At 70.9% G+C, this 22901-nt stretch carries 23 protein-coding genes and 2 riboswitches; of the genes, 6 read left to right on the forward strand and 17 right to left on the reverse strand.

The features are described 5' to 3' along the window. Nucleotides 1–8: 8 nt before the first annotated feature. Nucleotides 9–707 carry an SDR family oxidoreductase gene (locus ABVB68_RS33610; protein ID WP_353604980.1) on the reverse strand — a complete coding sequence of 233 codons (699 nt, stop codon included), beginning with the start codon at nucleotides 705–707 and terminating at the stop codon, nucleotides 9–11. 7 nt (nucleotides 708–714) lie between these two features. Beyond that, a complete protein-coding gene (locus ABVB68_RS33615; protein ID WP_353604981.1) occupies nucleotides 715–1254 on the reverse strand; it encodes an LOG family protein in 540 nt (179 codons plus the stop codon). Between the two features lie 65 nt (nucleotides 1255–1319). Here ABVB68_RS33615 and ABVB68_RS33620 point away from each other — a divergent pair, with 65 nt between their 5' ends. Together ABVB68_RS33620 and ABVB68_RS33625 are read left to right on the forward strand one after the other, a co-directional pair. Then, nucleotides 1320–1643 (forward strand): DUF427 domain-containing protein, encoded by a 324-nt coding sequence (locus ABVB68_RS33620; protein ID WP_353604982.1) that lies wholly within the window; start codon nucleotides 1320–1322, stop codon nucleotides 1641–1643. A 58-nt stretch (nucleotides 1644–1701) separates the two neighbouring features. Next, complete coding sequence (locus tag ABVB68_RS33625) at nucleotides 1702–2484, forward strand: alpha/beta fold hydrolase (protein WP_353604983.1); 783 nt, start codon at nucleotides 1702–1704, stop codon at nucleotides 2482–2484. 49 nt (nucleotides 2485–2533) lie between these two features. Here the strand turns inward: ABVB68_RS33625 and mnmA are convergent, their stop codons facing one another. After that, on the reverse strand, nucleotides 2534–3664 hold the full coding sequence (gene mnmA, locus ABVB68_RS33630) for a tRNA 2-thiouridine(34) synthase MnmA (RefSeq protein WP_353604984.1): 1131 nt from the start codon (nucleotides 3662–3664) through the stop codon (nucleotides 2534–2536). 60 nt (nucleotides 3665–3724) lie between these two features. Between mnmA and ABVB68_RS33635 the strand changes: the two genes are divergently transcribed. Further along, nucleotides 3725–4414, forward strand: a complete 690-nt coding sequence (locus ABVB68_RS33635; protein WP_353604985.1) for an N-acetylmuramoyl-L-alanine amidase — start codon at nucleotides 3725–3727, stop codon at nucleotides 4412–4414. Nucleotides 4415–4673: 259 nt separating this feature from the next. Here ABVB68_RS33635 and ABVB68_RS33640 read toward each other — a convergent pair whose 3' ends face one another. From ABVB68_RS33640 to ABVB68_RS33650, 3 genes are all read right to left on the reverse strand, one after another. Beyond that, a complete protein-coding gene (locus ABVB68_RS33640; protein ID WP_353604986.1) occupies nucleotides 4674–5843 on the reverse strand; it encodes a cysteine desulfurase family protein in 1170 nt (389 codons plus the stop codon). A 100-nt stretch (nucleotides 5844–5943) separates the two neighbouring features. Further along, complete coding sequence (locus tag ABVB68_RS33645; protein ID WP_353604987.1) at nucleotides 5944–6240, reverse strand: DUF4190 domain-containing protein; 297 nt, start codon at nucleotides 6238–6240, stop codon at nucleotides 5944–5946. A 31-nt stretch (nucleotides 6241–6271) separates the two neighbouring features. Next, nucleotides 6272–6439, reverse strand: a complete 168-nt coding sequence (locus ABVB68_RS33650) for a hypothetical protein (RefSeq protein WP_353604988.1) — start codon at nucleotides 6437–6439, stop codon at nucleotides 6272–6274. A 144-nt stretch (nucleotides 6440–6583) separates the two neighbouring features. Between ABVB68_RS33650 and ABVB68_RS33655 the strand changes: the two genes are divergently transcribed. After that, on the forward strand, nucleotides 6584–7210 hold the full coding sequence (locus tag ABVB68_RS33655; RefSeq protein WP_353604989.1) for a TetR family transcriptional regulator: 627 nt from the start codon (nucleotides 6584–6586) through the stop codon (nucleotides 7208–7210). Between the two features lie 61 nt (nucleotides 7211–7271). On the opposite strand, the gene ABVB68_RS33660 is transcribed toward ABVB68_RS33655, so the two are convergent. Then, complete coding sequence (locus ABVB68_RS33660; RefSeq protein WP_353604990.1) at nucleotides 7272–8165, reverse strand: thioesterase family protein; 894 nt, start codon at nucleotides 8163–8165, stop codon at nucleotides 7272–7274. Nucleotides 8166–8418: 253 nt separating this feature from the next. Between ABVB68_RS33660 and ABVB68_RS33665 the strand changes: the two genes are divergently transcribed. Further along, nucleotides 8419–9708, forward strand: coding sequence for an alpha/beta hydrolase (locus ABVB68_RS33665; protein WP_353604991.1), 1290 nt, complete (start codon nucleotides 8419–8421; stop codon nucleotides 9706–9708). Here ABVB68_RS33665 and ABVB68_RS33670 read toward each other — a convergent pair. From ABVB68_RS33670 to ABVB68_RS33715, 10 genes are all read right to left on the reverse strand, one after another. Further along, nucleotides 9617–10273: a trimeric intracellular cation channel family protein gene (locus tag ABVB68_RS33670; RefSeq protein ID WP_353604992.1), complete on the reverse strand. Its 657-nt coding sequence runs from the start codon at nucleotides 10271–10273 to the stop codon at nucleotides 9617–9619. The two genes, ABVB68_RS33665 and ABVB68_RS33670, sit on opposite strands and share 92 nt — an antisense overlap. Nucleotides 10274–10320: 47 nt before the next feature. Next, on the reverse strand, nucleotides 10321–11712 hold the full coding sequence (locus ABVB68_RS33675) for a M1 family metallopeptidase (protein ID WP_353604993.1): 1392 nt from the start codon (nucleotides 11710–11712) through the stop codon (nucleotides 10321–10323). A gap of 115 nt (nucleotides 11713–11827) precedes the next feature. Further along, nucleotides 11828–13357, reverse strand: a complete 1530-nt coding sequence (locus ABVB68_RS33680; protein ID WP_503006473.1) for a dipeptide ABC transporter ATP-binding protein — start codon at nucleotides 13355–13357, stop codon at nucleotides 11828–11830. 32 nt (nucleotides 13358–13389) lie between these two features. Then, a complete protein-coding gene (locus ABVB68_RS33685; protein ID WP_353604995.1) occupies nucleotides 13390–14484 on the reverse strand; it encodes an ABC transporter ATP-binding protein in 1095 nt (364 codons plus the stop codon). After that, nucleotides 14481–15488: an ABC transporter permease gene (locus ABVB68_RS33690; RefSeq protein ID WP_353604996.1), complete on the reverse strand. Its 1008-nt coding sequence runs from the start codon at nucleotides 15486–15488 to the stop codon at nucleotides 14481–14483. The genes ABVB68_RS33685 and ABVB68_RS33690 overlap by 4 nt, the downstream gene beginning before the upstream one ends. A 72-nt stretch (nucleotides 15489–15560) precedes the next feature. Continuing rightward, nucleotides 15561–17312, reverse strand: coding sequence for an ABC transporter substrate-binding protein (locus ABVB68_RS33695; protein ID WP_503006469.1), 1752 nt, complete (start codon nucleotides 17310–17312; stop codon nucleotides 15561–15563). 55 nt (nucleotides 17313–17367) lie between these two features. Continuing rightward, nucleotides 17368–18366, reverse strand: a complete 999-nt coding sequence (locus tag ABVB68_RS33700; RefSeq protein WP_353604998.1) for an ABC transporter permease — start codon at nucleotides 18364–18366, stop codon at nucleotides 17368–17370. 350 nt (nucleotides 18367–18716) lie between these two features. Beyond that, nucleotides 18717–19478: an enhanced serine sensitivity protein SseB C-terminal domain-containing protein gene (locus ABVB68_RS33705; RefSeq protein ID WP_503006475.1), complete on the reverse strand. Its 762-nt coding sequence runs from the start codon at nucleotides 19476–19478 to the stop codon at nucleotides 18717–18719. 157 nt (nucleotides 19479–19635) lie between these two features. Then, a complete protein-coding gene (locus ABVB68_RS33710) occupies nucleotides 19636–20427 on the reverse strand; it encodes an enhanced serine sensitivity protein SseB (protein ID WP_353605000.1) in 792 nt (263 codons plus the stop codon). A gap of 192 nt (nucleotides 20428–20619) precedes the next feature. Beyond that, nucleotides 20620–21300 (reverse strand): AAA family ATPase, encoded by a 681-nt coding sequence (locus ABVB68_RS33715; protein ID WP_353605001.1) that lies wholly within the window; start codon nucleotides 21298–21300, stop codon nucleotides 20620–20622. Nucleotides 21301–21479: 179 nt separating this feature from the next. Next, a riboswitch (glycine riboswitch) is annotated at nucleotides 21480–21572 on the forward strand. Continuing rightward, nucleotides 21573–21685: riboswitch (glycine riboswitch) on the forward strand. It begins immediately after the preceding riboswitch. 41 nt (nucleotides 21686–21726) lie between these two features. Between ABVB68_RS33715 and gcvT the strand changes: the two genes are divergently transcribed. Continuing rightward, the gene (gcvT, locus tag ABVB68_RS33720) at nucleotides 21727–22845 is read left to right on the forward strand and encodes a glycine cleavage system aminomethyltransferase GcvT (RefSeq protein ID WP_353605002.1); all 1119 of its coding nucleotides are present in this window, start codon (nucleotides 21727–21729) and stop codon (nucleotides 22843–22845) included. Nucleotides 22846–22901: the final 56 nt, after the last annotated feature.

The following is a 22901-nucleotide window of genomic DNA, read 5'->3' on the forward strand; positions in this document are numbered from 1 at the left end:
GGCCGGGCTCAGCGCCCCGGCCGTACCGTCACATCGTTGATCTCCGCGTCCCTGGGCAGGTCCAGGGCCGTCAGGATCGTCGTGGCGACCGACTCCGGGTCGATCCACTGCCCGGCGTCGTACTCCTTGCCCTCCTGCCGGTGGACCTTGGCCTGCATGGGGCTCGCCGTGCGGCCGGGGTAGACCGAGGTGACCCGCACGCCGTTGCCGTGCTCCTCGTGGCGCAGGGAGTCGGCGAGGGCCTTCAGCCCGTGCTTGGAGGCGGCGTAGGCGGACCAGCCGGCGTGCGCGCTCAGACCGGCGCCGGAGTTGACGAAGATCACCTGTCCGCGGGCCGCGCGGAGCTGGGGCAGGAAGTGCCGGGTCAGCTCGGCGGGGGCGATCAGGTTGACGTTGAGCTGGTGGCGCCAGGACTTCGGGGTCAGGTCGCCGACCGGGCCGAGGTCCACCACGCCGGCGACGTGCAGCAGGGAGTCCACCCGCTCCGGGAGGGTCTGGTGGGAGAACGCCCAGGACAGCTTGTCGGGGTCCGCGAGGTCGCCGACCAGGGTGCGCGCCCCGGGGAACTCGGCGGCCAGTTCCTTCGCGCGGCCCGCGTCGCGCGCGTGCAGCACCAGTTCGTCCCCGCGCGCGTGCAGCCGGCGGGCGACGGCCGCGCCGATGCCGGAACCGGCCCCGGTGATCAAGTGAGTAGCCATGCCCGCCATGCTCGCATCAGTGGACGCCGAGCTGCTCCTCCAGGTGGGCCAGGGCGCCGGCCGGCTCCTCGGCGAAGAAGACCAGGTCGGCCAGCGGCCGCGGCAGGAAGCCCTCGGCCTCCATGCGGCGGAACTGCTCCTGCAGGCCGTCGTAGAAGCCGGCGGTGTTCAGCAGCACGACCGGCTTGGTGGTGCGGCCGTGCTTCTTCAGCTCCAGGATCTCGGTGGCCTCGTCGAGCGTGCCGGTGCCGCCCACCATGACGACCACGGCGTCGGCGTTGTCCAGCAGCAGCCTCTTGCGTTCGGCGAGGTCACCGGCGATGAGCATCTCGTCCGCACCGGGGCGTGCCTTGTTCGAGAGGAACTCCACGGAGACGCCCAGCAGCCGGCCGCCCGCCTCGTGCACGCCGTCGGCGACCACCTTCATCAGGCCGACGTCGGAACCGCCCCAGACCAGGGTGTGGCCGGCCTTGCCGATCAGTTCCGCGAACTCGCGCGCGGGGCGGGTGTAACGCTCGTCGAGGTCGGCGGCGGACAGGAAGACGCAGATGTTCATGGTGACCACCGTACGACCCGGGGCGTGCGCGGGAAGAAGAGCGGGCCGCCCGGTGCTCTCCCGGTATGAGCCAAGGACACACGATCACCATTGAGCCCAGCGAGCGGCACGTGCGCGTGGTGCGCGGCGGCCGGGTCCTCGCGGAGAGCGACCGCGCCCTGCTGCTGCGCGAGACGGGCTGTCCGGTGCGGTACTACATCCCCGCCGAGGACGTGCGACTCGACCTGCTGACCCCCTCCGGCACGCACACCGTCTGCCCCTTCAAGGGCACGGCGTCCTACTGGTCGCTGCCGGAGGCGCCGGATCTGGTCTGGGCGTACCCGGATCCGAAGCCGGAGGTGGCGCGGATCCAAGATCACCTGTGCTTCTACGAACCCGAGGTGTCTTGAGCGCCGACGCCGTGTCGTGACGCGATGAGTTCCGTGCCGTGCGGCAGTCTGCACGGCCATGGACAAGAAGACGACTTCCCGGGACGGCACCCGTCTCGCGTACGAAGTGACCGGTCAGGGGCCGACGGTGATCCTGGTGAGCGGCGCGATGTCCACCGGCGGCACCGTGGCGCCCCTGGCCCAGCGGCTCGCGGAGCGCTGTACGGCCGTCGTCTACGACCGCCGGGGCCGCGGCGCGAGCGGCGACACGCCACCGTACGAGGTCGCTAGGGAGGTCGAGGACCTGGCCGCGCTGATCGACGCGGTGGGCGCGCAGGCGGCGCTGTTCGGGGTCTCCTCGGGCGGCGCGCTGGTCCTTCGGGCCGCGGCGAGCGGGCTGCCGGTCGCCCGGGTCGCCGTGTACGAGGTGCCGTTCGCCGACTTCCTCGAGGGCGGCGCCGAGCGGGAGGCCGCGTACAAGGAGCAGCTGACCGAGGCGCTCGGCGAGGGCCGGCGCGGGGACGCGGTGGAGCTGTTCCTGCGTCTGACGGGCCTGGGCGAGGAGATGATCCAGCGCGCCCGCCAGTCGCCCATGTGGTCCGGCATGGAGGCCGTGGCGCCGAGTCTCGCCTACGACGACGCGGTCATGGGTGACGGCCTGCTCCCCCGGGAGGTGCTCGCGGGGATCTCCGTGCCCGTGCTCAGTGTCGCGGGCGGTGCCAGCCCGGACTTCCTGCGTCAGGCGTCCCGCGCGGTGGCGGAGACGGTGCCCGGGGGCACGTACCGGGTCCTGGAGGGCCAGACGCACGTGGTGGAGCCGGACGTCCTGGGACCGGTGCTGACGGAGTTCTTCGCCGGCTAGCAGGGCCGACGGGCGGCCCGGCGGCCCGGGCCGCCGGGGGCGAGCGCCTCTAGAGCGCCGCGGCCGTCGCGCGCGTGGTGGACGCGATCGTCGCCGAGCCGACCACGCGGGTGCCGTCGTACAGCACGATCGCCTGGCCGGGTGCGACGCCGCGGACCGGTTCGGTGAACGTGACGCGCAGGCCGCCGTCGACCGGTTCGGCGGTGACCTCGGTCTCGCCGCCGTGGGCCCGCAGCTGGGCGGTGTAGGTGCCGGGGCCCGCCGGGGCGGTGCCGCACCAGCGGGGCTTGATCGCGGTGAGGGCGGTGACGTCGAGGGCGGCGGCCGGGCCGACGGTGACCGTGTTGGTGACCGGCGAGATGTCGAGGACGTAGCGCGGCTTGCCGTCGGCGGCCGGGGTACCGATGCGCAGGCCCTTGCGCTGGCCGATGGTGAAGCCGTAGGCGCCCTCGTGCCCGCCCAGGCGGTTGCCGTCCTCGTCGACGATGTCGCCCTCGGCCTTGCCGAGCCGCTCGGCCAGGAAGCCCTGGGTGTCGCCGTCGGCGATGAAGCAGATGTCGTGCGAGTCGGGCTTCTTGGCCACGGCGAGGCCCCGGCGCTCGGCCTCGGCGCGGATCTCGTCCTTGGTGGTGACCGTGTCGCCGAGCGGGAACATCGCGTGGGCGAGCTGCCGGTCGTCCAGGACACCGAGGACGTACGACTGGTCCTTCGCCATGTCGGAGGCGCGGTGCAGCTCGCGGGATCCGTCCTCGCCCACGACCACCTTGGCGTAGTGGCCGGTGCAGACGGCGTCGAAGCCGAGGGCCAGCGCCTTGTCGAGCAGCGCGGCGAACTTGATCTTCTCGTTGCAGCGCAGGCACGGGTTCGGCGTGCGGCCGGCCTCGTACTCGGCGACGAAGTCCTCGACGACGTCCTCGCGGAACCGGTCGGCGAGGTCCCAGACGTAGAACGGGATGCCGATGACGTCGGCCGCGCGGCGGGCGTCGCGCGAGTCCTCGATGGTGCAACAGCCCCGCGCGCCGGTACGGAAGGACTGCGGGTTCGCGGAGAGCGCGAGGTGGACGCCGGTGACGTCGTGACCGGCTTCCGCGGCACGCGCGGCGGCGACGGCAGAGTCGACCCCGCCGGACATGGCGGCGAGGACGCGGAGGGGGCGGGTGCGCTGCGGGGTGTCAGTCATAGCCCTTCCAGGGTACGGGGGCGCGGGAACCGGGTCGGCCGGATATCCGTTGGAGGTCGTATGGGGGCGAGCGAGGGCCGCGCGCAGGCACCGAAGGGCGCGAGGGGCGACGGCGACCGGCGGCTGGGGCGGCGTGCGCTGCTGGCCGGCGGGGCCGCGGCCGCGGTGGGCACGGCGGTGCTGGCCCGGGACGAGCTGTCCCGGCTGTGGTGGCGGCTGCCCGGGGTCGACCGGCCGCGGGTGGCGGGCGCGGTGGACTTCCGGGGCGCCCGCTGGGTGGCGGCCTCGCCGGCGAACTACCGGCGGGCGGACCGGCCGGACGACTACCGGGTGGACCGGGTGGTCGTGCACGTGACGCAGGGTGGTTACGCGTCGGCGGTGAGGGTGTTCCAGGACCCGGCGCACGGGGCGGCCGCGCACTACATCGTGCGCAAGGACGGGCGGGTCACCCAGCTGATCCGGGAACTGGACGTGGCCTTCCACGCGGGCGACCGGCTGGTCAACGAGCGCAGTGTGGGCATCGAGCACGAGGGCTTCGTGGCGGACGCCTCCTCCTTCACGGACGCCATGTACGCGGCTTCGGCGCGGCTGACCGCGGCGGTCTGCGGGCGGTACGGCATACCGGTGGACCGCGAGCACATCATCGGCCACGCGGAGGTGCCGGGCACGGACCACACCGACCCGGGGCCGCACTGGGACTGGCAGCGGTATCTGGGGCTGGTGGGGCGGGCGCGCACGACCGGGACCTGACCGGGAAAAAAATCAAGAGCGAAGCCCTTTTTGTCCGTTGTGAGGCGTTTTATTCTGAACCCAAGACCTGCGAGACGAGTGAGGGAGTTCAAGCGGAGTAGCCGACTTCAGCGAGAGACACACGGTCTCCGCTGGTGCCGACGTCGACGCTCGAACTGAGAGGCCGAAGGGTTGCTGGCATAGGACCGGACGGCGACCCCCAGTACCTGATCCGGACCATGCCGGCGAAGGGAACCCGCCTCGTAGGTCGTTCCGTGTCTCAGCTGAGCCCCGCCGCCCGGGCCCGCTCCACCGCCGGACCGATCGCCTTGGCGACCGCCTCGACGTCCGCCTTCGTGGAGGTGTGGCCGAGGGAGAAGCGCAGGGTGCCGCGGGCCAGGTCCGGGTCGGCGCCGGTGGCGAGCAGGACATGGCTGGGCTGGGCGACGCCCGCGGTGCAGGCCGAGCCGGTGGAGCACTCGATGCCCTGGGCGTCCAGCAGCAGCAGCAGGGAGTCGCCCTCGCACCCCGGGAAGGAGAAGTGCGCGTTGGCCGGGAGGCGCCCCTCGGGCGCCGGGTCACCACCGAGGATCGCGTCCGGCACGGCGGCCCGGACGGCGTCGGCCAACTGGTCCCGCAGGGCGCCGATCTCGCGCGCGAACCAGGCGCGCCGCTCGGCCGCGATACGGCCGGCGACGGCGAAGGAGGCGATGACCGGGACGTCGAGGGTGCCGGAGCGGACGTGCCGCTCCTGACCCCCGCCGTGCAGGACGGGGACGGGGGTGTACTCGCGGCCGAGCAGCAGGGCCCCGATGCCGTACGGGCCGCCGACCTTGTGTCCGGAGACGGTCATCGCGGCGAGGCCGGAGGCGGCGAAGTCGACCGGCACCTGCCCGAAGGCCTGGACCGCGTCGGAGTGCAGCGGTACTCCGAACCCGGCCGCCACGTCGGCGAGTTCACGGACCGGCAGCACCGTTCCGATCTCGTTGTTGGCCCACATCACGGTGGCGAGGGCGACGTCGCCGGGATTGCGGCCGATGGCCTCGCGCAGCGCCTCGGGGTGGACGCGGCCGCAGGAGTCGACGGGCAGGTACTCGACCGTGGCGCCCTCGTGTTCGCCGAGCCAGTGCACGGCGTCGAGGACGGCGTGGTGCTCGACGGGGCTGACCAGGATGCGGGTGCGGGCCGGATCAGCGGCGCGGCGGGACCAGTACAGGCCCTTCACGGCGAGGTTGTCGGCCTCGGTGCCGCCCGAGGTGAAGACGACCTCGCTGGGACGGGCGCCCAGCGCTTCCGCGAGCGTCTCGCGGGACTCCTCGACCGTGCGGCGCGCCCGGCGGCCGGAGGCGTGCAGGGAGGACGCGTTGCCGGTGATGCTCAGCTGGGCGGTCAGTGCCTCTGCCGCCTCCGGGAGCATCGGGGTCGTGGCGGCGTGGTCGAGGTAAGCCATGGTGCGCCCGATTCTACGGGTCCCCGGCGGCCGCCCTCGGCGCCGAGGGGGTGCCGTCGAGCCGGGGCGTCCGGTGGCGGCCACACACCTCGGTCGTCGCTCACAGGCTCCAGGAGACCGTGTGGGCCGTCTGCATGGCGGCCACCAGGACCGCGAGGTCGGCCACGCCCAGGGCCAGGCCGAGGTAGGCGCGGCCGCGGCGGGCCGTGCCGCGCCACAGGGCGACGGCGGCGAGCGCGATGGCGATGGGGCCCAGGAAGAGGTTGAGGACGAGCAGTCCGAGCAGGCCGAGGATGAAGGACGCCACGGCCATGCCGTCGGCGTCACGCGAACGCGTACGGGTGCCGGATTCGGTGCCGACGGCGGTGCGGTCGGTTGCCGGTGCGGTGAGTTGCATGGTGCTCAGCTCCTGAGGTCTCGGGCGACGGTCAGTTGGCCGGTGTGCGGCGACGGCGGCCGTGGCGCTCCCTGAGCGCGAAGACGCCGAGCCAGACGGCGATCACGACGGCCATGACGGCGCTGACGTCCAGCGGCACGTGGGCCACGGTGCCCATCACGACTCCGAGCAGCATCAGTGCGGCGACGAGGAACAGCATGAGATCGGATCCCCCCTCGGGATACCTCGTGTTCGGCCGGTGTGAAGTCTGGGTGAACAGTTGTAGTAACAGTTGTTCACTGACTTCGAGTCTAGCGCGCCGCACGGCTTTTCAATTACGGAGAACAGTTGTTAACTGGATGACATGAGTCACACCCTCGGCATCCGGCAGGCGCAGAAGCAGAAGACCCGGCAGGCGTTCCTCGACGCGGCACTCGCCCTGCTGGAGGAACAGAGCCTGAGCAGCCTGGGTCTGCGCGAGGTCACCCGGGCCGTCGGTGTCGCCCCGACCGCCTTCTACCGGCACTTCCGCTCGACCGCGGATCTCGGGGTCGCCCTGGTCGACGAGGCGCTGGGCAGTCTGCACCCGATGGTGCGGACGACGGTGTCCACGACGGGTGACAGCGAGGAACGCATCGCGGGGGCCGTCGAGTTGATCGCGCGTCACGTCGAGGCGTTTCCGGCGCACGTCCGCTTCATCGCCCGGGAGCGGCACGGCGGCGTGCAGCCGGTTCGCGAGGCCATCCGCGAGCAACTCGCCCGGTTCGCCGGTGAGGTGAAGGCCGAACTGGCCAAGGACCCCGAGGCCGCGGGCTGGGACGACGACGACCTGCTGATGCTGGCGCACCTCTACGTCGACCAGATGCTCATCACCGCCTCCCTGTTCCTGGAGGCGCTGGAGGCCCCGGAGGAGGAGCGCGAACGGGTGACGCAGCTCGCCACCCGGCAGTTGCGGCTGATCAGCATCGGCCGCAGCCACTGGCGCGACTGAGTCGTGCGGGGCGGCGGCGGACGGCGGCCGAAGGGGGGCCGGGCCGGGTGCGCCGGGTGGTTCAGCCGAGCCTGACCCGGGCCAGCTGGCGGGACTGGGCGACCAGGCGGTCCTCGCTGTCCCAGACCTCGGCGTCCTCCTCCAGGAAGCCGCCGGCCAGGTTGCGGGTGGTGATGGACACCCGCAGCGGGCCGGGAGCCGGGCGGTGCCGGACGTGGACGGTGAGTTCCACCGTGGGGACCCAGCCCTTGATGCCGATCTCGAAGGCGGTGGGCGGCAGGGCGTCCACGGTGAGCAGCAGGGAGAGGGGGTCGGCGTCGCGGCCGTCGGCCAGGCCGAACCAGGCGCGCATCTCGCCCTTGCCCGTGGGGGCGCCGAGGGCCCAGCCGAGGGTGGCGGGGTCCAGCTTGAGCATCAGGCGCTCGGTGATCGCCGAGCTGCCCGGCACCGGGGCGGGCGAGTCGTCGGGGCCGAAGCACCGGTCCATGGGCGGGATCGCGGGCGGCGTCGCCGTCGTACGGACGTCGTCGGGGAGGGCGGCGAGGTCGCCGTAGGAGGCGAGGACCCGGATGCGCTCCACCTCGCGCCCCTCGTCGTCGTACTGCAGGAGCGAGGCCTGGCCGGTGGACAGGGTGCGGCCGGTGCGGACCGTCTGGGTGCGGACGACCGCCGGGCCGGGCTGGGAGGCGGTGAGGTAGTGCGCGGAGATGGTGAACGGGTCAGGGTGCGGCAGGGTGTCCGCGAGGGCCCGGCCGAGCACGGCCAGCAGATAGCCGCCGTTCACGGCGCTGATGATGGTCCAGCCGGCCGAGAGGTCGATGTCGTAGACGCCGGGCTCGCGCCGGGTGACCGAGGTGTCGCGGTCGAACTCGCTGTCGCCGATCGTCGCCCGCGATGGGGCTCCCCCCGCTCGGAAGCCGGGAGCGGTGGAGGCGGCGGAGGCTGCTTCTGACATGGATGAACGGTACAACAGGAAATTACTGAGCGGTAGCTTTTGCTGCGGCAGCGGCCGTCGGACGGCGGGGCTCGGACGGCGGACGGGACCGGGGGCCGCCGGGGGCGGGAGGGCCGAGAGGGGCCAGAGGGCCCAGAGGGCCGGCAGGGCCAGGCGGGACGAGCGAGCCTCCGGGTGCGGGGTGTCGGCAATTTCTCGGCAAGTGTCCGGACACGTCCAGAACCTGGAGGCGCCGATTCCCCTCTAGTGAGACATGAGCCTCACCGGGACCCCGTTCCTCTACACGACCGTCGTGCTGGCCGCGGTCGCCCTCGTGCTGCCGCTCTTCCTGTGGTCGCGGTTGCGCGGCCCCAGGCCGCTCCGGCTCGCGGCCCGGGTACTGATGCTGCTGTTCGCCCAGGGTACGGCCATCACCCTGGTCTTCGTGCTCGTCAACAACCAGAACAACCTGTACGACGGCTGGGCCGACCTGCTCGGTACCGGCAACCACGTCCAGCGGGCCGCCGACCTCGGCCCGGACGGCACGGGCGGCATAGCGGTGCAGCGGCTGCCCAGGGTCGAGCAGACCTTCAGACCGGCCCGCGGGCCCGGCATGGACGCGGCCGGAGGGGTGCGCGTCACCCGGCTCGAGGGCCGGGTCTCGGGCGTGAACGCCGAGGTCTACGTCTGGCTGCCGCCCCAGTACGACGACCCCGCGCACCGGCACAGCCGGTTCCCGGTGGTGGAGCTGCTCCCCGGCTACCCCGGCTCGGCGAAGGCCTGGTTCGGGGCGCTGGCGGCGCACGAGCAGCTGCTGCCGCTGATGCGGACCGGGCAGGTGGCGCCGTTCATCCTGGTCGCGCCGCGCACCAACCTGGTGGCCGGGGCCGACACGGGCTGCGCCAACATCCCGGGCCGGGTCAACGCCGACAGCTGGCTCAGCATCGACGTGCCGAAGATGGTCACGGACAACTTCCGGGCCCAGCCGGCGCCCCGGGGCTGGGCGGTGGCCGGGTACTCGGCCGGCGCCCACTGCGCGGTGAAGCTGGCGGTGGCGCACCCCGACCGCTACCGGGCGGCGGTGAGCATGTCCGGGTACAACGACCCGGTCGGCGAACCCGGCTCGCTCGCCGCCCGGACCCCCGCCCTGCGGGCCCGGAACAATCCCTATCTGCTGCTGAAGAAGGCGCCCGTGCCGCCCCGGACAGCGCTGTACCTCTCCGGTGAGCCCGGGGACGGCTACCAGGCGGGCGTGGCGCTGGAGTCCGTCGCCAAGGCGCCGACCCGCGTGCACGTGGTGTTCCTGCCGCGCAGCGCGGGCGGCCACACCATGGCGCTGTGGCGGCCGCAGGTCCCCGCGGCCTTCCGCTGGCTGACCCTCACGATGGGCCGGGAGCCGGCCGCGGGCCCGGACCGCTCCCCCACCGGGGCCACCGGTGCGGTCACCCGGACCACGGCGGCCCTCGCCGGGTCTACTCCTCGGTCACGGTCGAACGGCGGTTCCACGCGCGCGGCGCCCGCCAGTGGAACCGCATCGCGAGCAGCCGCAGGACGAAGGCCGTGACGACCGCGAGCCCGCTGGTGAACGGGGTCAGCATGCCGTAACGGATGCACAGCACGACCATGGTGGCGCCGACGATCGCCGGGACCGCGTACAGGTCGCGGTCCCAGCGCAGCAGCGAGGGAACCTCGTTGGCGAGTACGTCCCGCAGCACGCCGCCGCCGACGGCGGTGGCGAGGCCCAGCGTCGCCGACGCGGTCAGCCCGAGGCCGAAGCTGTACGCCTTCGTCGTACCGCTCACGCAGAACAGGCCGAGGCCGGCCGCGTCGAAGACCAGCACCGCCGCCTGGATGCGCTCCACGTGCGGGTGCAGGAAGAAGACCACGAGCGTGGCGAACAGCGGGGTGAGGAAGTACCCGAGGTCGGTGAAGGCGGCCGGCGGCACGGCCCCGATGACCAGGTCGCGGAACAGTCCTCCGCCCAGCGCGGTGACCTCGGCGAGGACGGCGATGCCGAAGACGTCGAAGTTCTTCCGGACGGCGAGCAGCGCGCCGGAGATCGCGAACACGAAGATGCCGATGACATCGAGCGTGTGCTGGACGGAGGGACTGAAAAGTTGCTGGAGCACCCTGACATTCTCACCTGTCGCGGGGCCTGAACCTTACAAAGCCAGGCTCACAGGGTGGGTTTCCCTGTCGTGAAGAGCCAGGTGTCGAACAGATCGTCCAGCTGCCGGCCGCTGACCTGCTCGGCGAGGCGGATGAAGTCGGCGGTGTTCGCGTTGCCGTAGCGGTGCAGCTTCGTCCAGGCGGGCAGCAGCTTGAAGAAGGCGGTGTCGCCGATCCGCTCGCGCAGCGCCTGGAGGGTCATCGCGCCGCGCTGGTAGACGGCGGAGGCGAACATCGTGTCCCGCTGCGGATCGGCCACCTTTATCTGCCAGAAGGAGGAGTCGGCGGGCCGCGAGTTGTAGCCGGCCAGGAAGGAGTCGTGGGCGGAGCGGGTGCCCTGGTGCTCGGCCCACAGCCACTGGGCGTAGGTGGCGAAGCCCTCGTTGAGCCAGATGTCCTTCCACTGCGCCACGCTCACCGAGTCGCCGAACCACTGGTGGGCCAGCTCGTGCACGATGGTCGTCTCGCTGCGCACGGCCGAGTAGGCGGGCTTGCTCTGCACCTCCAGCGAGAAGCCGGCCTCGGGCATGTCGTCGACGATCGCGCCGGTCTCCTCGAACGGGTACGGGCCGAAGACCTGCGACCAGTAGTCGGTGGCGGCGGCCGTGACGGCGTACACGTCGACGCCGTTGGCGTCCTTCAGGACGGGGTCGACGGCGACGTAGATCGGGGTGCCGCCCGGGGTCCGCCCGGTGCGCACGTCGAACTTCCCGATGGTGGCGGTGGCGAGATAGGTGGCCATCGGCCTGCTCTCGCGCCAGTGGGTGTAGGTCGAGCCGTGCTTGTCGTACGCCGACACGAGCCGGCCGTTGGAGACGGCGGTCAGGCCCCTGGGCGTCCTGATCCGGATGTCGTAGGTGGCCTTGTCGGAGGGGTGGTCGCTGGAGGGGAACCAGGTGGAGGCGGCGTTGGGCTCGCAGGCGACGAAGACGCCGTCGGCCGTCTTCATCCAGCCGTACCGGGAGCCGAACACGATGGGGCCGCCGAGCGCCTCGGGTATCCCGCCGTAGGTGACGGAGACGGTGAAGTCCCGGCCCTCACGCAGGTCGTCGCGCGGGGTGACGGTGATCTCGTCGCCGTCCCGCGTGAACCGCGCCTTTCTGCCGTCGACTTCGACCCCGCTGACCTGCAACTGCTGCAGGTCCAGGTCGAAGGAGGAGAGGTTCCGGGTCGCCCGCGCGCGCAGGGTCGTACGGCCGTCCAGGCGGCCGGTGTCCGGGGCGTAGGAGAGGTTCAGGTCGTAGTGGCGGGCGTCGAAGCCGCCGTTGCCGAGCCGGGGGAAGTAGGGGTCGCCGATGCCGGGCGCGCCGGGGGTGGGGGCGGAGGAGGCCGCGATCACGAAGAAGGAGGCCGTCGCGGTGGCGAGGGCCCCCAGACGTGCCGAACGGGAGAGTGCCATGAGTCGTCCCTTTCGAGCATGTGCCGGTCAGTGGACTGACACGGACGACTCTGCGCTCTCCCGCCCGAACATGTACATGACTTTACTTAGTCGTCATGTGCAACTCGCGTCTGCACTACTTGCCGTTCGACTCCGGGGACCCGGCCGCGCCCTCGTCCGCCGTGCCTTCGTCCGCCGTCTCCCCGGCGGAGCCGTCGGCGTCGGTGGCGGCCGGCTCCGTGGCGCTCTTCGCACCGGGACCGGTCTTCGCCGCGGACTCCTTCACCGCGGACGGCTTCTCCGCGGACTCCTTCGCGGACGGCTTCTCCGCGGGCTGCTCTTCCGCCGCCTTCGCCGCGGACGGCTTCTCCACGGACTCCTTCGCCACGGGCTGCTCTTCCGCCGCCTTCACCACGGACGGCTTCTCGGCGGACTCCTTCGCCGCAGACGGCTTCTCGGCGGACTCCTTCGCCGCGGACGGCTTCTCCGCGGGCTGCTCCTCGGCAGGCTCCTTCTCCGCCGGCTGCGCCTGCGCGGGCTCCTGCTCCGCCGGAGCGGCGGCGGCGATGACCGCGTCCGGGACCAGCTCGATGGCCTCCTTCGCCGCCGACAGCAGGACCGTATCCTGCGGGGCCTGGTCGGCGAAGTTCTCCGGGTGGTGGCAGGCCACCCGCTGGCCGGGCTTCAGTTCCAGGAGCTGCGGTTCGGTCGTCTTGCAGATCTGGGTCGCCTTCCAGCACCGGGTGTGGAAGCGGCAGCCGGAGGGCGGGGCGATCGGGGACGGCACGTCACCGCGGAGCAGGATGCGCTCGCTCTTCTGCCCCCGGCGCCGGGTGTCGGGCACCGGCACGGCTGACATCAACGCGTTGGTGTACGGGTGCATCGGTGCCTCATACAGCGCGTTGCGGTCCGCCAGCTCGACGATCTTACCCAGATACATCACCGCTATCCGGTCCGAGACGTGCCGGACGACGGAGAGGTCGTGCGCGATGATGACGTAGGTCAGACCGAGTTCCTGCTGGAGGTCGTCCATGAGGTTGACGACCTGCGCCTGGATCGACACGTCCAGCGCCGACACCGGCTCGTCCGCAACGACCAGCTTCGGCTTGAGCGCGAGCGCGCGGGCGATGCCGATGCGCTGGCGCTGACCGCCGGAGAACTCGTGCGGGTAGCGGTTGTAGTGCTCGGGGCTCAGACCGACCAGCTCCAGGAGGCGCTGGACCTCCTTCTTCACCCCGCCCTCGGGCTCGACGTTCTGCAGCCGGAAGGGCGCCGAGACGATCGAGCCGATGGTGTGACGGGGGTTCAGGGAGCCGTATGGGTCCTGGAAGATCATCTGGATATCGCGGCGCAACGGACGCATCTGCCCGGTACTGAGCCGCGTGATGTCCTGGCCCTCGAAGGTGATCGTGCCGCCGGTCGGGTCCTGCAGCCGGGTGATGACCCGGCCCATGGTCGACTTTCCGCAGCCCGACTCGCCGACCACGCCCAGGGTCTCGCCCTTGCGCACCTCGAAGTCGATGCCGTCGACGGCCTTCACGGCGCCGACCTGGCGCTGCAGGATGCCCTTCTTGATCGGGAAGTGCTTGGTCAGGCGCTCAACCCGGAGCAGCACCTCACGCTCCGCCGCGGCGTCGTCGGGAGCCGGCGCCTGCTGCGGGATCAGGGCCTCGGCCTCGTCCGTCTTCTTGGTCTCACTCACAGCTTCGGCGCAATCTCTTCGGTCCAGATCCGCTGACGGTCCTCCGCCGAGAGGTGACAGGCGGACCAGTGGCCGCCGTTCACCTGCTCCAGCTCGGGGCGCACCGTTCGGGTGACGTTCCCCTTGGGGATGTCCGCGTACGGGCAGCGCGGGTGGAAGGCGCAGCCCGAGGGGACGTTGATGAGACTCGGCGGCTGACCCTTGACCGGGATGAGCCGTTCGGAAGTCTCACGGTCGATGCGGGGCATCGAGCCGAGCAGGCCCCAGGTATAGGGGTGCTGCGGCTGCTCGAAGACCTCGTCGGCCGGACCGCGCTCGATGCAACGGCCGCCGTACATCACGAGGACGTCGTCGGCGATCTCGGCGACCACTCCCAGGTCGTGGGTGATCATGATGACCGCGGAGCCGAACTCCTTCTGCAGATCCCGGATCAGGTCGAGGATCTGCGCCTGGACGGTCACGTCAAGAGCGGTGGTCGGCTCGTCCGCGATGAGCAACTCGGGGTTGTTCACCAGCGCCATGGCGATCATGGCGCGCTGGCGCATACCCCCCGAGAACTCGTGCGGGTAGCCGTCGACACGCTTGGCGGGCTCGGGGATGCCAACCCGGTCGAGCATCTCGATGGCGCGCTTGCGGGCGACCTTCTTGCTGACGTCGTGGTGCACCCTGTAGGCCTCGACGATCTGGTCGCCGATCTTGTAGTAGGGGTGCATCGCGGACAGCGGGTCCTGGAAGATCATCGCCATCTCGCGGCCGCGCAGCTTGCGCACCTCGGCCGGGGCGGCGGCGACCAGTTCCTTGCCGTCAAGCCAGATCTCGCCGCTCATCCGCACGTTCTTGCCGCGCGCGCCGAGTCTGTGCAGGCCCATGACTGCCAGCGAGGTGACCGACTTGCCGGAGCCGGATTCGCCGACGATGGCGAGGGTCTTGCCCTTCTCCAGCGCGAAGCTGAGCCCGTCGACGGACTTGACCACGCCGTCGTCGGTCGGGAAGTGCACCCTGAGGTCGCGAACCTCGAGGAAGGCCTCGGGCGCCTTGCGGGGGGAGACGGGCTCCCCTACGGCGGCACCGGAGTTGGAGAGTTCGGTCACGAGAGCCTCACCCGCGGGTCGGCGGCGGCGTAGAGCACGTCCACCAGGAGATTTGCGATGACGACGAAGAAGGCGGCGAGCAGGGTCACGCCGAGGATCTTGGGCAGGTCGTTGTCGGTGATGCCCTGTACCGCGTACTGGCCGATGCCGGGTAGCGAGAACACCGACTCGGTGATCACGGCACCGCCGAGCAGCAGACCGATGTCCATGCCGAAGACGGTGATGATCGGCGTGAGGGCGGCGCGCAGTCCATGTCGGGTGACGACGGTGCGCTCACGCAGGCCCTTCGCCCGGGCCGTGCGGATGAAGTCCTCGTTCATCGTCTCCAGCATGCCCGAGCGGGTGAGCCGCGCGTAGATGGCGGAGTACAGCAGGGCGAGCGAACACCAGGCCGGGAAGAGTGTGTTGGCCCACTGCGAGGGGTTCTCGGTGAACGGGATGTAGGTCTTGCCGAAGATCGGCCACTGGTATTCGAAGAGCAGGATCGCCAGGTTGCCCGTGAAGAACATGGGCAGCGAGACGCCGGCGAGCGCGATGCCCATGAAGCCCCGGTCGAGCACCGAGCGCGGCTTCAGTGCCGAAACGACACCGGCCACCACGCCCGAGAGCAGCCACAGCACGGCGGCGCCCACGGCGAGGGAGAGGGTGATCGGAAGACGTGAGGTGAGCTCCGGCCAGACCGCCTGGTGGTTCTTGAAGGAATAGCCGAAGCACGGTGCGTCGCAGTGCACCGTGGTGGGGCCGAGGTCGTAGGTGGCGCCGGCCACGATCCCCTTGATGAAGTGCCAGTACTGGACGTAGACGGGCTGGTCCAGACCGAGGTTGTGCTTGACAGCGGCGATGTCCGCCGGTGACGGACTCTTGCCGATGTACTGCTGCGCCAGCTGGTCCGCTGTCTGGCCGACGAGCCGTGGCAGCAGGAAGAAGATGGCGAAGGTGACCGCGGAGACGACCAGCAGCAGGATCACTGCCGCGAACGTCCGGCGGAGGATGTACGAGATCACGGGGACCGGCGCTGGTGCCCGCGGGCCGCGAAGCCCGCGGGCACCAATGCCTTCACCTGCCTTCCGGGGCTGCTACTTCGACGCGACGCCGATGTTGAGGTAGTCGTACTGACCGCTGAAGGCCGCCGTGGAAACCAGGTTGGTGTAGTTCTGCGGGCGGGCCAGCAGGACCTTGAAGTAGGTCAGCGGGACGAGGACGGCATCGTCCATGGTCTTCTTGTCGATCTGCGTGTAAAGGCTGTTGCGCTCGGCTGCGTCCTGGGTGCCGATCGCCTTGCCCAGCAGGGTGTTGACGTCCTTGTCGTCGTACTGCGACAGGTTGGTGTTACCGGACTGGCTGATCGCCTTGCCGTTCAGGATCTGCTGCAGGAAGCCGTAGCCGGAGGGCCAGTCGGCACCCCACTGCATCATCTCCAGGCCGATGTTCTGCTTCTTGGTGAACTTCGGCACACCCGCGTAGTCGGTGAAGTACTTGCCGGACGGGTACTGCTTGAGGGTCGCGTTGATGCCGACCTTCTTGAGCGAATTGATGATCGCCGTGGCGGCGTCGATCTCCTGCGGACGGTCCGAGCGGGCCGAGATGTTCGTCGAGATCGACGACTTGCCGCAGGCCTTCAGCTGCTCCTTGGCCTTGGCGACGTCACCCTTGTTGCCGGTGGTGGCGTAGACGTCGGACTTGGTGTAACCCGGAATGTCGGGCGGCAGGACGGTGGAGGCCACGTCACCGCGGATCGGGCCGCCCTCGGCCGTCTGCACCGAGACCTTGTCGATCGCGTACTGGACGGCCTTACGGCACTCGACCTTGTTGAACGGCGCGACCTGGGTGTTGATCGCCAGGTAGACCAGACGGCCACCGTAGGTGTTGTCCGTGTTGGCCTTCATGGCAGCGTCGGTGAGCACCTTGGCCTGGGTGGAGGCCTGGACACCAGTACCGGCCAGGTCGATCGCGTCGCCGGCCAGCACGTCCTGGTCGACGGTCTCCGGGTTGACCTTCAGCTTGACGACGATCTTGTCCGGCAGTTGCTTGCGCAGCGGGTCCGTCTTGGCGTCCCAGTTCTCGTTGCGCACGAGGACTGCCTGCTTGCCGTCCTCGTAGCTCTGGAACTTGTACGAGCCCGAGGAGATGATGTGCTTGACGTAATCGACGCCCGTGTCCTTCGCCTTGGGCACCGGAGCCGTCTGCGGGGCGGCGACCAGGTAGTCGAACTCCTGGAAGGCCTGCTTCAGGTGGAAGACGACCGTGGTGTTGTCCGGCGTCTCGATGGAGGACAGGCCCTTGTCGCTCTTGTCCTTGTAGGGGCCCTTGTACTTGTCACCGCCGGCCATGAACTGCTGGAAGTAGTTCGGGCCGAGGGAGAGCACGTCACGCGCGAAGTTGGAGCGCTCGACGGCGTACTTGACGTCCTTGGAGGTGATCGGCGAGCCGTCCTCGTACTTGAGGCCCGGACGCAGCTTGTACGTCCAGGTCTTGCCGCCGTCGCTCGACACGCCCTTGCCGGCCGCGAGGTCCGGGACCAGCGTGTTGCCCTTTTCGCCCGCGCCGGGCTGGAAGGTCATCAGCGGGCGGGCCCACAGACGGCTGAGGTTGTACATGTAGGCGTAGTACGTGTTGCCCGGGTCGAACGAGTCCGGGACGTCCGACAGCTCGTAGGTGAGCGTGCCGCCCTTCTTGTCTGACGCGTTGACGACGCCCTTGGTCGCGGCATTGGCCCCGGCCGACTTGGTGCCGTTCTCGTTCTTGTTGTCATCGGCCTTGCTGCAGCCTGCGAGAAGCAGACTGACGGAGCCGATGGCCGCGATCGCGGCCAGCGCTGACCTTCGCATGATGGGCGCTTTCCCCTCCATTGTCGGAAACTTTTCGGGCTCTCGGTGGCAGGCGTCAGCGGCTGCGGGGGTCGAGAGCATCACGGAGACCGTCGCCCAGCAGGTTGAAGGCCAGGACGGTCACGAAGATGGCGAGACCAGGGACGATCATGTACTGAGGGTCGACCTGGTAGTAGGTGACCGCTTCACGGAGCATGCCGCCCCAGGAGGCCTGTGGAGGCTGGATGCCGACGCCGAGGTAGCTGAGGGACGCCTCGAAGAGGATGTTGGTCGGGATGAGCAGCGTCGAGTAGACGATGATCGGGCCGACCAGGTTCGGCATCAGTTCCCGGAACAGGATGTACGGGGCCTTGGCGCCCATGCCCCTGGAGGCGTCAACGAACTCGCGTTCGCGCAGGGCGAGGGTCTGGCCACGGACGATCCGGCCCAGATAGGGCCAGTTGAAGAAGCCGATGACGAAGATCAGCACGCTCAGGTGCAGCGGCAGTCCGTTGAGGCCGAACGCGCCGCCCTGCAGCGTGGCGGAGATCGCGATGGCGAACAGCAGGAGGGGGAAGGCAAGGAACGTGTCCATCAGCCGGCTGATGACCGAGTCGACCCGTCCGCCGTAGTAGCCCGCGACGACGCCCATGATCGCGCCGATCACGTTCGACAGGATCGTCGCGCCGAAGGCGACCACCAGCGACACCCAGGAGCCCTCGAGGACACGGGTGGCGATGTCACGGCCGAACTTCGGGTCCACACCGAGCGGATGGTCGAGGCTCATGCCGCCCCAACTGCCCTTCGGCAGCGAGGTGTCAGGGGTGATCAGGTCCTGGTGGAACGCGTTCGGGTCCAAGCCGAACATGGCCTGGATCGGGCGCGAGAGGATCGCGAGGAGGATCAGCAGGATCACGATGACGCCACCAGCGACGGCGACCTTGTCCTTCTTGAAGCGGGTCCAGGCGATCTTGCCCAGGGAACGACCCTCGATCTGCCCCTTTCCGGCACCCTGCAGCACAGCCTCCGGCTGTGCCTCGGCTGCCGCCCCGGTGGTCTCGATCGGTGCGGTCACGGTGAGCGACCCCTCTCGCCGGTGGTGACCGGCCTGCGCCTGCCGCGGATTGCGGCTTTGTCGACTTGCCATCGAACATGAGGTCTCGACCTCGTGTCTGAGTCGCGAGTCTTCAGCGTGGCTGTGATCACCCGCCAGGCCTGACGGCGAAAGTATGCGCAACCGTGATGCAGTGTGAGGGGTTCCGTTATCCGAACAGTGGGTAACGAGCTCCGAACACAGGTCAGTTGCGACAAAGTGGCGAATTTGCGCGGCTCGGGACGTTCGACCAGCGTCTATGCGCGCAGAAGGGCGCTGTCTGTGCGAATTCTCCGCTTCGGAGCCAGGGAGCGGGGCACGCAAACAGTTGTTCAGTAGCCGCCGTGCACCGGCGGATAGCCGTAGCCGGCGGCCGGGGCCTGGGGCGGGGCCGGGGCCGCGTGGGCCTCGCGGTCGTAGAAGGGACGGGCGTTGGCCCGCAGCCACATCACCACCGGGTCGTACTCGTCCGTCATCGCCACCGTCGACACCGGCAGACCCTCCGGGACCGCCCCGACCGACTGCTGCATCATCGCGCGCACCGAGTCCACCGCGGCGGGCGAGGTGTCGTACAGGTCCAGGCCGATGGTGAGGTACGGCACCCCGAGCGTCGGCTGCACCCAGGCGCGGCGCAGGGAACGCAGGGCCGGGGTGCGGTGGGCGTTCTGCGTCAGCAGGGCGTAGAACTGCGGGATCTCGATGCCCGGTTCGGTGACCCGGAGCGGCCCGGCGGGCTGGCGGTCCAGGCCGGTGGCGATGCGGCGCAGATCCAGCCAGGGGATGCCGACGCCGCCTCCGCGGGCGTGCGGGTTGAGCCAGAGGCCGTAGTGGTCCGGGTAGAGGGTGCGGGCCACGTCGAGCCCGTCGACGACCTCGTAGGACCGGTTCCAGCCACTGGCCGACAGCTCCTGGGCGGAGGTCACGCAGGGGGCGTAGTGGAAGCCGTCGACCTCCATGTCCCCGTACTGGGCGTCCGGGGAGCCGGCCTGGCCGTGCCACAGGAGCATCCAGATCTGGCCGGAGGACGGGGTGGCGAGGGCGTGCAGCAGGGCCTCGTAGGCGTCGTAGCGTCCGGGCGTGACCTGGCGCAGCATGTGCTCGACGCTGCCGCTGTGGCTCGCGCTCACCTGTCGTACCGGCCCTTCTTCGTGTGCCCCTCGTTCGGAGACAGCTTATGCGCCTGGCGCCCGGAGGCCCCGGGTTCGTACGCGGGTGCGGGTCGCACGGCTCCCGGCGCTCCCCCGGGCCAGCTCAGTGACCGTGCTGGAAGAAGGGGTGGACCTTCGTCCGCAGCCACTCGGCGACCGGGTCGTCGGTCACGTCGAGGAGGACGAGGTTGACCGGCCACTTGACCGGGACCTGGCCGAGGGCCCGGCCGAGGGCCGCCAGCGGCAGTGCGCGCAGGTCGTCCTCCCAGCGGGAGAGCTCCACGCCGACGAACAGCACCGGCTCGGCCGTCTCGACGGCGGCCAGGCAGCGGCGGGCGGTGCGGACCACGCCGGTCTGGGCGAACTCGGCGGTGGCGGCGGCGAGGAAGTCGACGGGGTCCTCCTGCCAGTCGGGCTCGAAGAGCCGGACCCGGCCGCCCGTGCCGGGGCCGTCGAGCGGGGTGCGGCCCACGCGGCACAGCTCGGCCACCGCGTCGGGCGGCAGCGGGATGCCGACCACGCCCCCGGGGTTCACGGCCAGGCCGGCCTGCGGGGGCAGGCCCTGGGCGAACTCCACGGCGGGCGCCACGGTGTACGGCATGTGGGAGCCGGCCACCTGGCGGAACTGCTCCTCGGAGCTGAACACCGGGACGTAGGCCTGGCCGTCGATGTCCATCGTGGGCAGGTCCAGCGGGACGCTGTGCGGGTCCCCGCCGTTCGGCAGCGGGACCCACAGCAGGCTGCGGCCGAGGACCTCGATGAGCCGGCCGCCGGCGGACGGGATGCCGAGGGAGGCCGAGAGCACCTCCTCCAGCTCGTTGCCGGGCCAACCGCCGTGCGGGTGGGGGTGCGTCTGTGCCGGGAAGTCCGCGGGAATGTCCGCCGGGAAGTCCATCTGCCTACCGCCTGCTGGGAACCACTGCTGTGAGCAAGAAGGCTAACGGGCGGCGGACGGTGCCCGCGCCCGCGGGCCTGGCGGGCGATCCCTCCGGCCGGGGAACCGCCCGGTACGGGGGTTGTCCCTCCCACCGGGATCCACCCGACCGCGGACTCACCCAGCCGGGGATCCGCCCGGCCGGGGATCCGCTCAGCCGGAGAAATCGATGCGGTGCAGGTTGTCCGCCGCGGCCCGGTCCAGCACCACCGCCGAACCGCAGCCCGCGGGCAGTTCGCCGCGCTCGATCGCGCCGAGCAGCCGTGCGGTCGTACGCCGGTGGCGGCCGAAGGCGTACCGGGAGACGCCCCGGCCGCGCTCGCGCTGACCGTCCCGGGCGGTCTCGGGGGCCACGTCGAGCAGCAGCAGGTGCAGGGTGCCGCCGCGACGGCGGGCCTCGCGGGCGAGCCAGGCGCGCACCCAGGCCTGGGTGCCGCAGTCGTGCACGGCGACGCCCCCCTCGGCGCGCAGCGCGCGGCGCAGGCCGGTGTAGTGGGCGAGGCGCACCAGGGGGCGGTAGAGCGCGTAGGGAAGGGCGCGGGGCAGGCGGTCCGCGAAGCGCTCGCGGGCGTCGTGGGAGTCGATGCGGCGGCCGTGGACCGCGCGCCGCATCAGCGTGGACTTGCCGCTGCCGGGCAGGCCGGTGACCACCACGACGTCCCGGGGGCCGAAGACCAGGGCCCCGGGGCTCCGGCCGTCCCGGTCGCGCAGGTCGCGGACGACCCGGACGGGCCTGCGCGCGCGGCGCCCGCGGGCGGTGGCGGAGGGCTGCTGCGGCACCGCGACACCGGTCGTGGTGGCTGCTGCGGTGACGTACGCCGTGGTCCTGTTCACCGTGATCGTCCTCCCCTGTGGGCTCGGTCGTCCCCATGCCCGCTGTTCGTAAAGAGAAGGTAATGGACGACGGTCCGCCGTTTCGTGCGCGTACTGCCACAGGTCGGTTACGGATGCGGGCCCTGACGGGCGGGGGTGCGGCGTGCAATGATGTGGCCGCCAACTGCATACCGGCCGCTTGAATCCGCGCGGGAGAGTCCCCAGCTTCCTGGGGCGCCGAAGGAGCAAGTCCCTCCCTTGAATCTCTCAGGCCCCGTTACCGCGCGGGCGAGGCACATCTGAAAAGCGAGCCGCTGCCGCAGTGGTTCCACCCAAGGTGCAAGCCGTGACCGCCCCCGTGGCGGTCGAGGCGAACCTCTCAGGTTCCGATGACAGATGGGGAGGACGTTCCTCGCCCTCATGTCTGCCCTGGGAGACGACCGACCGATGAGCAGTACCGAACCCCGTCGTACCGCGCTGGACGCGCTGCATCGCTCTCTCGGTGCGACGATGACCGACTTCGCCGGCTGGGACATGCCCCTGCGCTACGGCTCCGAGCGCGACGAGCACCTCGCGGTGCGGACCAGGGCCGGCCTGTTCGACCTCTCCCACATGGGGGAGATCACCGTCACCGGTGCCGATGCGGCCGCCCTGCTGAACTTCGCCCTGGTCGGCAACATCGCCTCCGTCGGCGTCGGGCGCGCCCGCTACACCATGATCTGCCAGGCCGACGGCGGCATCCTGGACGACCTGATCGTCTACCGGCTCGCCGAGACCGAGTACATGGTCGTGGCCAACGCCTCCAACGCCCAGGTGGTGCTGGACGCGCTGACCGAGCGCGCCGCCGGCTTCGACGCCGAGGTCCGCGACGACCGCGACGCCTACGCGCTGATCGCCGTCCAGGGTCCCGAGTCCCCGGGCATCCTGAAGTCCCTCACGGACGCGGACCTGGACAACCTGAAGTACTACGCCGGGCTGCCCGGCACCGTCGCCGGCGTCCCGGCGCTGATCGCCCGCACCGGCTACACCGGTGAGGACGGCTTCGAGCTGTTCGTGAAGCCCGAGCACGCCGTGGCGCTGTGGCAGGCGCTGACCGGGGCGGGCGAGGGCGTCGGGCTGATCCCGTGCGGCCTTTCCTGCCGGGACACCCTGCGCCTGGAGGCGGGCATGCCGCTGTACGGGCACGAGCTGACCACGGAGCTGACCCCCTTCGACGCCGGGCTCGGCCGGGTGGTCAAGTTCGAGAAGGAGGGCGACTTCGTGGGCCGCGAGGCGCTCACCGAGGCCGCCTCCCGGGCCCAGGAGAACCCGCCGCGGGTGCTCGTCGGCCTGATCGCCGAGGGCCGCCGGGTGCCGCGCGCCGGGTACCCCGTCGTCGCGGGCGGGAAGGTGATCGGCGAGGTCACCTCCGGCGCCCCCTCGCCCACCCTGGGCAGGCCGATCGCCATGGCCTACGTCGACGCGGCGCACTCCGCGCCGGGCGCCGAGGGCGTCGGCGTGGACATCCGGGGCAGCCACGAGCCGTACGAGGTCGTGGCGCTGCCGTTCTACAAGCGCCGGAAGTAGACACTGGGCGCGCGGCGTCCCGACGGTGTGACCCTGCGCACATGTCCCCTGCTCAC

Origin of the sequence: Streptomyces sp. NPDC096012 (genome assembly GCF_040426375.1) — a bacterium.
Classification (GTDB): Bacteria; Actinomycetota; Actinomycetes; order Streptomycetales; family Streptomycetaceae; genus Streptomyces.